This window comes from Pleionea sediminis (genome assembly GCF_007570825.1).
GTDB lineage: Bacteria > Pseudomonadota > Gammaproteobacteria > Enterobacterales > Kangiellaceae > Pleionea > Pleionea sediminis.
This window is the reverse complement of record NZ_SUNB01000001.1, coordinates 1,891,639-1,904,703: the sequence shown is the minus strand read 5'-3', so window position 1 is coordinate 1,904,703 and position 13,065 is coordinate 1,891,639. Positions and strand designations below refer to the sequence as shown.

Genomic DNA, 13,065 nt, shown 5'->3' with positions numbered 1-13,065 from the left:
ATGTTTTAAGAAAGATGCATGAGATTAATTCTTATTCTGCTAACTTTCTTCAAGTTGAGTTTAAGCGATGCCCATTTCGGCGTTAACTTATTCAAGGCGAACTTACTCTAGAAAGAGCATAAATAACCTATCTAATCAACCACCAATCAACTTTTAAATTAGTTTTTGCCTTTCTCATAGAAAGCAAACCGCCTATCACCAATCCAAGGCAAACCGGACCAACTAAAAAACCAACTACCATTGCTGCAATTGCCCACAAAGAGCCAAGATAGATAGTTACTAAATAGAAAGACAACAGTGCTAATCCGTAGAAAAGGCCAACTTTTAGGTTTCGCTTACCATCCTTGTAGACTTCCAGACGCGTTTTTCCAGTAGAACTCCCCCATCTAGCACCACATCCTGCGCATAAAGTGGCTTCATTTGGCACCTCGGTTCCACACAAACCACATTTACCCTGGTGTATATCATTTTTAATCACTATCGGACTCCCTTATTAGTTAGATTTTCTATCAAATCGATAGTGTACCTAATTTGGGTACACTGGCTATTCTAACAATAATTCGCAGAATGAAAAAAGCGATATCATCTAATGCCTACTACCGCCTTGTGATGTGGTTAAAGGAATCTCGAAATTTGAGAGGCTTGAGTATGCGAGAATTAGGCGAAAGAATAGATGAACCGCATTCTTTTGTTCAAAAAATTGAGAGTATGGAGCGGCGCTTGGATGCGTATGAGTTGGTTCAATACTGCAAGGCTTTAGATATTGATCCTCATGATGCTATCTCAATTCTAGAAAAATCTTCACCTTTGCATTAATTACCCAAATATTTGAATTGCCTTCAAAGAATACAGTGCTTCTACAAACTTTCTGCTTACTCTACAATAATTACAACCCTAGAAAATAACTACTGGTATAAGCAGATGCCGTTTTGTTATTTAGGACAAATATAAATTAAAAGAGCGAATATTACTTATTTCAAATGAAAGTTACTCAATAGAAGTAAAGTTTATTAATAACTAATAAAAGTTGACAATCATATTCCTCTTAGTCGATCATCATATAATGAGAAAGATATCCCAAAGAGAAGCGAAGAAATGCGCCGTTCGCGAGCATGAGGTTCGTTTATTGTCCGAAGGAAAGATATCTGCCATCGAACTGATGGAACGTAATTTCTGTATGAGCGGTATTGTACTCTCTAATTACCGCAAATCCGACGGGAGTTTTAATCTCTTTTAAAGAAATTATTACTACTAAAATCAGTTAGGATATATTTTTAACATTTATAATTGCTTGTTGTATCTGAGTCAAAAATACAACTAATATTCTTATATGGTAAACGAGTGTTGAATTGATTTAACTACTCACTTTATCTACGATGCTCAAGTTTAATGATTTCTGGCTCTTTATTTAATTCTTATAAAATTAGCCATACCTCTTAGAATTAACTATAAAATCCTTAGGAAGTATATAAACCTTTAAGGTAATCCCTACAAAACTCTATATTCGCTTTTGTCCAGATCTAACCCATTCGGGTTATTGTCTAGTTTTAGTGTATATTTCATACTTTGCAATACTGTCCTTTAACGAAGCATCTTTAAACAGGCACCCTCGAGATGATTGTAAGTCGACATTTTAATATCGGAATCAAGTTATCGCTTGCTGCACAATTTAAAAAGACGAAACCGTATTATTGGGAAAGTAAGGTCCTATACTTTGTGCATTTAGACCACATTCTATAACTCTGTTTTTACGAGTCAGATTCTCTTCATCGGGAAGCTATGATACTAGAGAAGCAAGTATTCATCGACGGTCGAGCTTATACTCATACGTATGAAAACATTCGACTGTCATCTTCTATGCCCGGCGCCGCAACTTTCATTCTAACCGAGAAGCCGGAAGGTCAAATGCTCCAATACCATATAGGGTATGATTCTGAGGGCTTATTCTTGTATTTTACTGGAATTGTAGTATCTACGCTCTTGGTCTCGAATAATTATTATGAAGTCAAATGCTTAGAGCTAACGAGCTTGTTAAATTGTACTTTTAATTTCAATGTAAAGACTCCTACATTACGCCAAGTTTGCTCCGAATTTTCGCAAAGAACAGGATTGTTGTTTGATCTACCTTTTAGAAAATATATGATCCGAAAAATATCGATATCGTCCTATATTGGCCATGGATACCATTTGATGAATTCTTTTGGAAGTCTTTTCAATATTCCAATGTATACTTGGCATCAACGGCAGGATGGTATGGTTTTCGTTGGAAGTCAATTCGATGCACCTAGCTATAATAAAACCTCAACTCTCAACAACGATTGGTATGTTACAATGCTCTCTGGCAATGTTGCAGAAACTCCTCCACTCCCTGAAATTAGACCAGGAGTAAATTTGAGCGGTCTCGGAATTGTTGAGTCAGTTACCATTTTACAAAGTATTATGAAAATCAGATGGAAATGATAAAAAATTGACTTCTTAATCTTCGCGTCTCGGCGACAACGAAAATGTCAAAACCAATATTCTACACTCCATCATAATTTGTATTGATAGCCTCTCCTCACACTCTGATGAAAGCATCGTTTTAGATCTGTAATGAATCCTGTAATAATTCATCCATTTCGGTAATTCTCGCTAAACATTTAGTTCGTAACGCAAATATACGCTAATTCAGACAAAACTAAGAACCATTTTTATACCTGAAATAAATAGTACAAATCCAAGCACTATTCTTACAAAATTATTATTAAACAAATCACTTCCAAGTTTAGCTCCAATTATTCCACCGGCCAGAACACTTAAAAACCAATAAGAAGATACACTTGGAATATTATTTCCAGAGGCAACATAGCCACATAACCCCATTATAGAATTAACTAAAATAAACAATGCGGCTATACCCGATATAGTTTTAATGCTCGCCCATTTTGTAAATAAGAGCAAAGGACTTAGAAATATTCCCCCGCCAACACCTGTCAAACCGGATAAGAATCCTAATCCGGCACCTGTTCCAAACAATATTGAATTTGAAGCAGGCTGCTTCGTCTCTTCGTACTCCTGTCTTGAAAAAATTGAATAATACGCCGAGAACAAAAGTACAATCCCAATAATAGGTTTGAAATACAAGTCTGAAATTTGTATAGAGCCACCCAAATAAGCCATAGGAATTGATGTTATTGTAAGTGGCCAGAACAAATTCCAATTAAATGCTTGTTTTCGAAAATAAAAGAAAACTGCAAGTGATGATACTGCGACATTCATTAACAGTGCCGATGGACGCATCAAATCAGGTGACATGTTAAAAAGCGCCATGACTGCCAAGTATCCAGAAGCTCCTCCGTGACCAACAGAAGCGTATAAAATGGCCATAAGCAAAAAAAGCAATGGCAAAAATAATTCTAGCTCTAACAAACTCAACTTTCGACCCTATCAAAATCTACTTACAATCTTTAAAGAAGACTAAACAACAACCAGCAATTAATTTTATGTTTTTTGCTAGAGCACTCACCACCGTATAATTTAATACTCTAATTACCAACTATCACGAGCAGAATAGTCTTTAATTTCAGATTCTACCCATCGAGAAATATTTTTGTTAACCGTCTCCTTTTTCCAAAATGGAGCTTCGGTTTTTAGAAAATCCATAATATATTGTGCAGCACGAAAACTATCATCACGATGTCGTGAAGATACGCCTACGAATACAATTTGATCATTGATACTTAAATGGCCGACTCGATGATAAACTCGAACCCGTCCAAGATTCCACCGTCGCTTTGATTGTTCAACAATCTCGCATAATACTTTTTGAGTCATAGCTGGATAGTGCTCCAAATACAGTTCTGAAACATTATTTCCTTGGTTAAAGTCTCGAACAAGTCCCACAAAAAACACTACGGCGCCATCACTCGCATTATCGTTAATTAACGCCTGGTACTCGTCAGCAACAACAAAATCTTGTTCAGATACACGAATCATGAGTAATCTACCCGCCCGTTACTGGTGGAAAAAAGGCAACTTCCATTCCATCTGTGAGCTTGGTATTTTCAACTACCATTTCTTGTTCGACAGCAGAAAGTAAGTTACCGGATAACGCAGAGTGCCAAATTTCATCCTTTTGCATCAGTGTATCTTTTAAGTCGAAAAGCGTTAGCCCACTTTCATAATCTACTTCAATAGATTCGCACTTCAATCGCTCTCTAAGTGACGCAAAAAATAATATTCTAATCATAATTTAACTCTCTTCTCTAAAGCTAAGCGCGCTTCCAATCGCCGCTTTTTCCGCCCGACTTTTCCAATACTTTAATTCCATCAATCACCATCACTTTATCAACGGCTTTGCACATATCGAATAATGTTAAGGCTGCAACACTGGTGGCCGTTAGCGCTTCCATCTCAACACCGGTTTGACCATTTAATTTACACAGCGATTCAATACGAACGCGTGAATTGGCACGATCAATTTGAAAATCTACTTTGATTTTTGTCAGCATCAATGGATGACAGAGTGGTATCAAATTTCCACATTGCTTAGCCGCTTGAATTCCGGCGACACGTGCCACAGACAAGACGTCACCTTTGGCATGCTCGCCGCTTGCGATCATATCCAGAGTGGAAGTCAGCATGTTTACGTAGCCTTCGGCAATTGCAATACGAGTAGTGATGGCTTTTTCTGATACATCCACCATGGAAGCTTCACCGTTGGCATTAAGGTGCGTCAGTGACATATCTTGTTCGGTAAAGTTACTCATTAGCCTCGAGTCTCACACAGTTCTACGTTCGCCTGTTTGAGATGAGGCACAAAATTGCAGGGTTTATGTGTGGCATCTAATTGTTGTTTAATGATGTCGTCCCAACCTGTTCGGCAAGCATTGGTTGAACCCGGCATACAGAACATAACAGTACCGTTTGCCATACCGGCGATCGCCCGCGACTGTACGGTTGAAGTACCAATTTGCTGGTAAGAAATTTGACGGAATAATTCGCCAAAGCCTTCAACTTCTTTATCAAATAATATTTTAAGTGCCTCTGGCGTCGAGTCGCGCATAGTGAACCCTGTTCCGCCAGTGATAAGTACCGCTTGAACATCGTTAGATGCAATCCAGCGTGACACTACAGCGCGCAGTTGATACACGTCATCTTTAACAATGATATGCTCCACCACTCGATGGCCTGATTCGCGCGCTCGCTCTGCTAATAACTGACCGGATGTATCGTTTGCTTTGGTGCGAGTATCCGATACAGTTAGTACAGCAATGTTGAGTGGCACAAACTTGTTGGTAGACAAATGCCCCATACTTCACCTTTCGATTTCAATTTGATTGAGTTGCTCCAGTTGCTCTGGAGTATTTACATTAGCCAAACATTCAGATCGACTGCAGGCAACGGGTCGAGCTGCAATAAATCTAAAAAAGGCTTTAATTGATCGATCCGATTCCTCATTACTTAACACATTTTTCAAATAGCCCATCGCATCGGTTGTGAGGTTTACTAACATTGGAATTTGCGAGTCTTCAAAATAGATGCTTTCGTTTTGCTCCGCGTGTTCGATCAATTCTTTCAATAGTTCGCTATTGAGTAGCGGCATGTCTACCGGAATCACCAGAAAACGATCTTCTTTTACTCGATTCGCTACCGAATACAAGCCAGATAGTGGCCCTTGCTGCGGGAAATCGTCCGCCAGTCCACCGAATTTTTCACCACTAATAATTACTTTATCGCAGCCAGCATTAATTAAAACTTCAAGTGCATAGTCGAGTAATGTTTGATGTTTGTGTACAGGATGTTGCAAAGTTGCCTTATCCTGTTTCATTCGTATCGATAGTCCGCCAGTTAAAACCACACCAATCATCGAACCGACTAGCCTCCTAACATGGCCAAATGCCGAGTCAAACCTGAGTTGCCTTGATGCAAATAATGGGAGACTTCTTTCTGAGCCACATAGGTTCGAATTTGCTGCTGTAATTGCTCAGTGTCATTAGCGTCACAGAGATGTCTAAGAGGTAATCCCAGCTCGCCAAACAGGCAAAGATGCAATTTCCCCTGCGACGAAATTCTCAATCGATTGCAACTTTTACAAAAATCTTTGCTGTACGGCATAATTAAACCAATGCGACCTTGATAGTCGGAATGTTGAAACTCTTGCGCAGGTCCCGCGCTTTGACTGCGTATTATTCGGGTCCAGCCTTGAGTCAGTAACTGCTCTTTTATACACTCACCCGACACATGGTTGTCTTGGAAGAACTGCTTGTTGTCACCCGTTTGCATTAATTCAATAAAACGTAACGTGAAGTCTTTGTCTTTCAACCATTGTAGGTAACTGGAAAACTCTTGATGATTAAATTGACGTAATAACACCGCATTAATTTTTATTTTTTTAAGACCACACTGTTGTGCGATTTCAATACCTTGCAAAATTTCATTAAGCCGGTCGTGTCCGGTAATGGTTTTGAACATACGAGGATCGAGACTATCAATGCTGACATTGAGGCGATCCAATCCGGCGGCGATCCAGGATTCTATTTTTTGTGGCAATTTATAGCCATTAGTGGTTAAGGCAACCGACTCAATGCCGGGGGTGTTTTTACACACTGCAATAATGTCGGCGAGATCCTTGCGCAGGGATGGCTCTCCCCCAGTGATACGTACTTTTTTTGTGCCGAGTTTGGCAAATGCGTGAACGATTTTTCGAATTTCATCGAGTGAAAGCGCGGAATGGCAATCGCTACCCTCAGCCTTTTGATAGCCGTCGGGCAAGCAATAGTTGCATTTGAAGTTGCAGACATCAGTTACTGACAATCGCAAATAATGAAACTCGCGGCCATAACCGTCCTGCAGAATGTTGCTGGTTGATTGCATATTACGCCTTTCCAAATACGGGAGGCCAAGCCATTTCTAACTTAACCCTGGTAACCTAGTATTTCGATAAATCATACGAACTAAAAAGATAGAATATCCAAATACGGGTTACGGCTGAAAACGCATACCATTTTAATTTGTGACTTAGCGTTTAAAGCTCGGTGTTAATATAAAACTAATATACCCTTATGAGACTCGAAGCTAAATACCCCCAAAAGGGTAAGAGCGCTATATTTGCGCCCTTGAAATTAAGGCTAAGCGATTAGTAATTTGCAGATAGCATGAGCCACAATTTATTGGTATCTACTGCAAAATCATCTGAGCTGTAACTTGCGTACTTCGCCAAGAAGCCATAATTGTCATTGATTTTGAAGTTAGCCACTAAATCAATCTCACTTCCGTAGTTCGCACTACCAAAATCTGCTGCAAAATCATGATAAATCACAGCTAACTTGGTGCTGCCCACTTTTCCTGCCAACTTGACGTAGGTATCTTGCACACCGGTGTCTGGAGTTGACAAAAACATGTCGGCAAATCCTTGAAACTTATGGAGCGTTGCCAACGGCGTGGTAAACCCTTTTACGCCATTGTCACTACCTAAAACTTCATATCCAACGGTGACAGAGACGGGCTTAAAGTTCAGCGCTAATTCGGCTAATAAATAATCCGCTTGGTAATCGACTGCGGCATCACCATCGTCTGACTGAGTGGCCCACGCGAGATTCCAGCTTGCCATTCCTGCTTTACCTTTGTAGTCCAATCCCACCGTGGTAGAGCCTATCGCTGCGGCGTTATCGGCATCTAAAGAAACACCAGTAAAGCCCAAGCTATGGTCTTCATTTAATTGATAGCCGCCATGAAGCACATGATGATTTCCAAAAATATTAGCATCAAGAATATTGTTTACGTTATGAACATAAGCATAGGCCAGGTCAAAATCACCGAATTTTTTACTGACTAGAATTGCATCGTAGGTCTGCTCGTTTTGACGCCAGCCCACTCCACCTACAAAGCGTTGACCGTCCAGATTAATGCGTTGTCGTCCTATCACAGTCGTAAGACCTTCGCTTGAATACGCGAGGTTAGCCTGATTCAAATCAGTTCCTTCAGGATCAGCCACCACCGAATACTGAGTCAAGCCATTGGTTTTACTGTTGTAGTCATCAGCTAGGGCAGCTACGTTATCCATCTCAACATTAAACGTCCAGTTTCCAAAGCTTGCACTGCTAAACGACAAGCGTGTTCGATTGGTAAATGCATCGGCATTTTCTAATGCATTGTCTTGATCAACATTTTCGTAGCGAGCACGAAACGTTAGTTTGGCATCACCATTTTTAATAGCATTAGCAAACGAAACTTTTTCTGCTAACACAGAACCAGAAAAAGCCACTGATACGGCAATCGCTACTTGAGTCACTTTTTTTAATGCGTTCATAATCACACCTTCGAACTTTTAGTTTAATGCTTATTTTTTAAAGCAATTTAAGGTAATCCGTGACTAAGAGTATTCTCATACTGGATAAAGAGTTTGATATAAGTCAATAATTACACTCAAATATTGCAGACTACTCACTTAGAGATAGTTTAATTTTTTTCTTATACCTATTATGAGGATATCTAAATGTATTGGCGTAGAGCCGTCTGAACTTTTCTTCGATTCATAAAGCATTTTTCATCTAAATTAAGAAGTAATAATCAATAGAATAATTTTAAGAACTGTTGTGAAACTTATGATTTAGTTTTAGTGACAATACCTATCAGTTGTTGCTACAGAATTCGCCAACCTTGCAGCAAAACTTATCCCTACCGAACATATGGGATGTATTATCAAAGAAAGTATGCTTTCGCACGAAGCAAAAGCAGAAAATATCAACCCGCTTTACCATCAACCCTTGCTTTGGTTAAGATAAGGAAGTATCCCAACACAAAAAAAAGAAACGCAAGCACCCATAATAAGCCGCTGATAGATATTAGAGTAAGATAATGTTGAGGCAGTAAAACAACAGCCATTGTTCTTAAAAATGCTGCGATAAATATAATCGCAAAGGCAGGAAACATCCATTTAGGCCCCACAATCGCTCGTCCTGTATGCCCTAAAGAAACACGACTAATCATCGAAAGAATCATTGCTCCCATTCCTCCGACTGTTAGCATGTGCCAACCGATACTAGCAGCAACAAAGTTGAATGCCCAAGACAGTGCTAAGAACAAAAAGGCCACTAGAACGAACAGATAGGCAAGATGCAATGTCCAAAGCAAGGATACATTAAGCGTTATCCAGAACCGCCAACGCCACCAGCGCACAAGATTTAAAATCGCGGCCGACACAAACAATGTTGCGACAACTTCTTTTGGCATCCTGTACACCATGCCAGAGAGAAAGCTAAATAATAACAACCAGCAACTTCCTAATGCCAATCGCTCAAGCCAATTTATTGCAGCAACTCGTTGGGTTTGTGTTCCATTCGCGGTAAAAAAAGGAATAACTCTGCCGCCAATCACCAATATAAGTAAGGCAACCAATATAAGTCCACTTTGCGTAGCCTGAATGATTAACGAGTGATTATGATTCATATGTGCCACATGCATCATTCCATTTATAAAGGCAAACACCAACAACAGTGGAACAAAAAATAAATTTCGTGTTTGTTTTACTTTTATCAATGGAACCGCAAGAAAAATTGCTGCAATCAATAAGAAGCTAATGTCGATCACAGCTAGCAGAAATCCAGAGAAAGTATCGCCCAAGAAAAAGCCAATACGAGCTGCAAGCCACAATATCAATAATATTAATAACGGAAATCCACTGATGCTTTTTATCCCGGTCCAGTTTTGAACTGCCGTCAATAAGAACCCAACTACTATTGCTGCAATAAAGCCAAACAGCATTTCGTGAGTATGCCAAAACACAGCGCCGCCGTATAAATCAAGTGTCAATTGCCCACGAAACACTAAGACCCAGACGGCAATTGCAAACGCCGAATACATTGCACCAAATAAGAAAAATGGCCGAAAGGCTAAACGCAATAACGGAACCTTCGAGCTCTCGGGAGAAATCAACTGTTCAAGCATAACAACTATCGATTATTGTTTTAAAAAATTATTGGCAATGGCTTCTCGTAACAATCGTTTTCGTTGTTCCGATTTTATTGAAAAGTACATAACCATCATACAAAATGCGAGAATGCCATACAGCAACATAAAACAAGCTGTATGAATCCCTACAATATCAACCGCCACACCAAATAGAATGGGTAAGGTAAAGCCACCTAGGGCTCCAATTGTAGCTACGGCCCCCCCGACACTGCCCATATGAGCTGGATAATAATCATGAATAATTTTATACACACTGGCGCGACCGAATCCCTGAGCAACGCCAATAATTAATACCAAGGCAGTGAACACCCAAACATTGATCTCGATATAGAGCTTTACGTCTTTTTCGACGCCGTGAATGGTCATAGTGGTTGGTGGATAACTTAAGAAAAACAGACACACCAAACAAACCCAGAATACTCCCCAGTTCACCGTTCTCCCTCCATAGCGATCGGAAAACCATCCACCCAGAGCACGAACCATCGAAGATGAAGTAACAAACAGAAGAGTTAATCCCATAGCCGTTTCAATATCTAATTGATAGGCCCGCATATAGTATTGAGGAAGCCATAGCAGTAACGCTAAAAAGCTGCCAAACACAAAATAATAATAAAGGCCGAAACGCCACACCTGAATTTCTTTCAATGGTGCTAAGTGATGCGAAATTGTTGTATCGCGCTGTTGTTTCATATAGGCGGTTTCTTCTGGTGCTAACAACGCAAATATCAAAGCCATGAGCAGCATACCCACGGCATAAAAAATTCCAATACTATCCCACCCCCAAAAGCGAATCACCAAAGGCGCAAGTGCCAAGGTAATGGCTGCGCCTGCATTACCAGCACCAAAAATACCCATCGCGTAACCTTGCTGCTTGCTTTCAAACCAAACCGATACATAGCGAATACCGATGGTAAAGGAAACACCCGATATACCAGTAATCAGCCCTATTAATATATATCCGGTGTAGGTTTCGACCCAGCGAAGCATAAAGATAGCTGGCACAATCAATAACATTTGCCATAAGAATAATTTTCGACAGGAGTAGTATTCGCAGAGTAAACCAACGGGAAAGCGCAGCAAGGCTCCAGTGAGCATTGGAGAAGCTAGTAATAAACCAAACTCAGTAGACGACAAACCCAAAGTTTCTTTAATTTGAATGCCCATCACGGCATACAGCGTCCACACTGAGAAGTTAGCTGCAAAAGCCAAAGTCGCTAGAATTAACACACGCCGCGCTTGTGAATTTTGAGAATCCATAATTGACTCTTAGATGTACCGTTTGACTAGTTTATCGAAAAACATGCAGGGTTAGTGTAACTACTACCAATAAAATCGCCAGGTAATTAAGCACCAACCAACACTACTCCTTTAGTGTGACATGCAACCAGAGTACCCGTCTCAGCATCAATTCATCCCCTACCACTTTGGGAGTATCTCACACATTTTTTGAGGATTTGAGGCACATTGCAATTTGATACAGGTCAATCTTCCTGTGCGATAGTTAATACACTATCGATTTGCGAATTAGCCAAAAGGCGTAACCCGAAATTTGTTACATGTAGGCATGTAAGGGGAAAGAAAGATGTCAAACGAAGGTAAAATCAACCTACTCAACTTTAAGGATCCCAAGATTAAAACGCTCCACGTTACCTGGTTTGCGTTTTTTCTCAGCTTTGTGGTCTGGTTTTCACACGCTCCATTAATGGTTTTTATCAAAGACGCCTTTGATCTAACCACGGCGCAAGTCAAAGCCCTGTTAATTTTAAACGTCGCGTTGACGATTCCAGCACGGATTGTTATTGGCATATTAGTCGACAAGTTTGGGCCTCGTATTGTTTACAGCGGTCTACTGATCATATCCAGTTTTATCTGTATTGGTTTTGCGATGGCCGATAGTTATCAGGCGTTAGCACTGTTTCGATTCTTACTTGGATTCGTAGGTGCCGGTTTTGTGATTGGTATTCGAATGGTGGGTGAGTGGTTCCCTGCTAAACAAGTAGGTGTGGCAGAAGGTATCTACGGTGGCTGGGGGAACTTTGGTTCTGCCGCTGGCGCAATGACCCTGCCTACTATTGCACTACTTTTTGGAGGCGAAGACGGCTGGCGTTATGCACTCGGTCTAACCGGCGTGTTAGCGGGCATTTATGGTATGTTCTATTACACAGTTGCGCGCAATACTCCCAAAGGCTCTACTTATTTTAAACCTAAAAAATCAGGCGGACTTGAAGTTACCAGCAAGGGTGATTTTTATTTCTACCTGTTAATGAACGTCCCAATGTACGCAGCGCTTGGCGTGTTGGCTTGGAAACTTTCTCCCGCCGGAGTCGCACTGCTAACGCAAGAAACCATGTACATTCTTTGGGTGGCTCTAGTGGTACTTTTTGCAGTACAAACTAACGCCATTTACAAAGTAAATAAAGAAAACTTAACGCACGGTGTACCTGACCTTGAAAAATACAAGTTCAAGCAGGTAGCTATTCTGGATGTGGCCTACTTCGTTACCTTTGGCTCTGAACTGGCGGTTGTGTCTATGTTACCACTATTTTTCCTAGAGACTTTTGAAGGACTTGATCCGGTTAAAGCAGGTTTACTTGCATCGGGTTTTGCATTTATGAATCTGGTGGCACGTCCTACCGGAGGATACTTCAGTGATAAGTTTGGGCGCCGCAAATCTCTGATGTTTTTAATCGGAGGATTAGCAATTGGCTACAGTGTTCTTGGGAACATCGACAGCAGTTGGTGGATTCCGGTTGCCGTTATTGCCACAATGTGTTGTTCTTTCTTCGTGCAAGCAGGTGAAGGCGCTGTATTTGCCATAGTGCCCTTGGTTAAACGCCGCATGACCGGACAAATCGCAGGAATGGCTGGTGCATATGGCAATGTAGGTGCTGTCACCTACCTCACCGTACTAAGCTTTGTTGATTACAGCACTTTCTTCTTCGTGATATCTGCCTCAGCCGCGGTTATATTTCTTGCTTGCTGGTTTATTGATGAGCCCAAAGGCCAAATTGCGGAAACCTTACCCGATGGCAGTGTACATTTAATCGATGTTGGTTAGTGAACAACATTCGGTAACTCAAAATCGCCACATACTTCTTGGAGTATGTGGTATTT

At 40.6% G+C, this 13,065-nt stretch carries 14 protein-coding genes and 1 riboswitch; of the genes, 3 read left to right on the top strand and 11 right to left on the bottom strand.

All coding sequences use genetic code 11. The features are described 5' to 3' along the window. Positions 1 to 127: 127 nt before the first annotated feature. Positions 128 to 478, bottom strand: coding sequence for a hypothetical protein (locus tag FAX86_RS07750; RefSeq protein WP_205859123.1), 351 nt, complete (start codon positions 476 to 478; stop codon positions 128 to 130). Positions 479 to 567: 89 nt separating this feature from the next. Here FAX86_RS07750 and FAX86_RS07745 point away from each other — a divergent pair, with 89 nt between their 5' ends. Beyond that, positions 568 to 816: a helix-turn-helix domain-containing protein gene (locus FAX86_RS07745; protein ID WP_144392759.1), complete on the top strand. Its 249-nt coding sequence runs from the start codon at positions 568 to 570 to the stop codon at positions 814 to 816. 963 nt (positions 817 to 1,779) lie between these two features. Next, positions 1,780 to 2,460, top strand: a complete 681-nt coding sequence (locus FAX86_RS07740; protein ID WP_144392758.1) for a hypothetical protein — start codon at positions 1,780 to 1,782, stop codon at positions 2,458 to 2,460. A gap of 207 nt (positions 2,461 to 2,667) precedes the next feature. On the opposite strand, the gene FAX86_RS07735 is transcribed toward FAX86_RS07740, so the two are convergent. From FAX86_RS07735 to FAX86_RS07690, 10 genes are all read right to left on the bottom strand, one after another. Further along, complete coding sequence (locus FAX86_RS07735) at positions 2,668 to 3,414, bottom strand: sulfite exporter TauE/SafE family protein (protein ID WP_144392757.1); 747 nt, start codon at positions 3,412 to 3,414, stop codon at positions 2,668 to 2,670. Between the two features lie 114 nt (positions 3,415 to 3,528). Next, a complete protein-coding gene (moaE, locus tag FAX86_RS07730; protein WP_144392756.1) occupies positions 3,529 to 3,975 on the bottom strand; it encodes a molybdopterin synthase catalytic subunit MoaE in 447 nt (148 codons plus the stop codon). Positions 3,976 to 3,982: 7 nt separating this feature from the next. Then, complete coding sequence (locus FAX86_RS07725; protein ID WP_144392755.1) at positions 3,983 to 4,228, bottom strand: MoaD/ThiS family protein; 246 nt, start codon at positions 4,226 to 4,228, stop codon at positions 3,983 to 3,985. A gap of 22 nt (positions 4,229 to 4,250) precedes the next feature. After that, positions 4,251 to 4,748 (bottom strand): cyclic pyranopterin monophosphate synthase MoaC, encoded by a 498-nt coding sequence (gene moaC / locus FAX86_RS07720; RefSeq protein ID WP_425467771.1) that lies wholly within the window; start codon positions 4,746 to 4,748, stop codon positions 4,251 to 4,253. Further along, entirely contained in the window at positions 4,748 to 5,293 is a 546-nt protein-coding gene (moaB, locus tag FAX86_RS07715; protein ID WP_144392754.1) for a molybdenum cofactor biosynthesis protein B, read from the bottom strand. Before moaB ends, moaC begins: the two co-directional genes overlap by 1 nt. Positions 5,294 to 5,296: 3 nt before the next feature. Continuing rightward, positions 5,297 to 5,848 (bottom strand): molybdenum cofactor guanylyltransferase, encoded by a 552-nt coding sequence (mobA, locus tag FAX86_RS07710; protein ID WP_144392753.1) that lies wholly within the window; start codon positions 5,846 to 5,848, stop codon positions 5,297 to 5,299. A gap of 8 nt (positions 5,849 to 5,856) precedes the next feature. Then, positions 5,857 to 6,855: a GTP 3',8-cyclase MoaA gene (gene moaA / locus FAX86_RS07705; RefSeq protein WP_205859122.1), complete on the bottom strand. Its 999-nt coding sequence runs from the start codon at positions 6,853 to 6,855 to the stop codon at positions 5,857 to 5,859. Then, positions 6,844 to 7,031: riboswitch (molybdenum cofactor riboswitch) on the bottom strand. (Overlaps the previous gene by 12 nt.) An 86-nt stretch (positions 7,032 to 7,117) precedes the next feature. Further along, entirely contained in the window at positions 7,118 to 8,290 is a 1,173-nt protein-coding gene (locus FAX86_RS07700) for an alginate export family protein (RefSeq protein ID WP_144392752.1), read from the bottom strand. Positions 8,291 to 8,724: 434 nt separating this feature from the next. After that, positions 8,725 to 9,927 (bottom strand): NnrS family protein, encoded by a 1,203-nt coding sequence (locus FAX86_RS07695; protein WP_144392751.1) that lies wholly within the window; start codon positions 9,925 to 9,927, stop codon positions 8,725 to 8,727. 12 nt (positions 9,928 to 9,939) lie between these two features. Further along, positions 9,940 to 11,208, bottom strand: coding sequence for an MFS transporter (locus FAX86_RS07690; protein ID WP_144392750.1), 1,269 nt, complete (start codon positions 11,206 to 11,208; stop codon positions 9,940 to 9,942). Positions 11,209 to 11,533: 325 nt separating this feature from the next. Between FAX86_RS07690 and FAX86_RS07685 the strand changes: the two genes are divergently transcribed. After that, entirely contained in the window at positions 11,534 to 13,009 is a 1,476-nt protein-coding gene (locus FAX86_RS07685) for a NarK family nitrate/nitrite MFS transporter (protein ID WP_144392749.1), read from the top strand. The last annotated feature ends 56 nt before the right edge of the window (positions 13,010 to 13,065 follow it).

What these genes read in the sequence shown, in the direction of transcription:
- moaA (WP_205859122.1), bottom strand. Translation starts at nt 6,855, where the DNA reads ATGCAATCAACCAGCAACATTCTGCAGGACGGTTATGGCCGCGAGTTT.
- FAX86_RS07685 (WP_144392749.1), top strand. Translation starts at nt 11,534, where the DNA reads ATGTCAAACGAAGGTAAAATCAACCTACTCAACTTTAAGGATCCCAAG.
- FAX86_RS07740 (WP_144392758.1), top strand. Translation starts at nt 1,780, where the DNA reads ATGATACTAGAGAAGCAAGTATTCATCGACGGTCGAGCTTATACTCAT.
- FAX86_RS07690 (WP_144392750.1), bottom strand. Translation starts at nt 11,208, where the DNA reads ATGGATTCTCAAAATTCACAAGCGCGGCGTGTGTTAATTCTAGCGACT.
- moaB (WP_144392754.1), bottom strand. Translation starts at nt 5,293, where the DNA reads ATGGGGCATTTGTCTACCAACAAGTTTGTGCCACTCAACATTGCTGTA.
- FAX86_RS07700 (WP_144392752.1), bottom strand. Translation starts at nt 8,290, where the DNA reads ATGAACGCATTAAAAAAAGTGACTCAAGTAGCGATTGCCGTATCAGTG.
- mobA (WP_144392753.1), bottom strand. Translation starts at nt 5,848, where the DNA reads ATGATTGGTGTGGTTTTAACTGGCGGACTATCGATACGAATGAAACAG.
- FAX86_RS07695 (WP_144392751.1), bottom strand. Translation starts at nt 9,927, where the DNA reads ATGCTTGAACAGTTGATTTCTCCCGAGAGCTCGAAGGTTCCGTTATTG.
- moaC (WP_425467771.1), bottom strand. Translation starts at nt 4,748, where the DNA reads ATGAGTAACTTTACCGAACAAGATATGTCACTGACGCACCTTAATGCC.
- FAX86_RS07725 (WP_144392755.1), bottom strand. Translation starts at nt 4,228, where the DNA reads ATGATTAGAATATTATTTTTTGCGTCACTTAGAGAGCGATTGAAGTGC.
- moaE (WP_144392756.1), bottom strand. Translation starts at nt 3,975, where the DNA reads ATGATTCGTGTATCTGAACAAGATTTTGTTGTTGCTGACGAGTACCAG.
- FAX86_RS07745 (WP_144392759.1), top strand. Translation starts at nt 568, where the DNA reads ATGAAAAAAGCGATATCATCTAATGCCTACTACCGCCTTGTGATGTGG.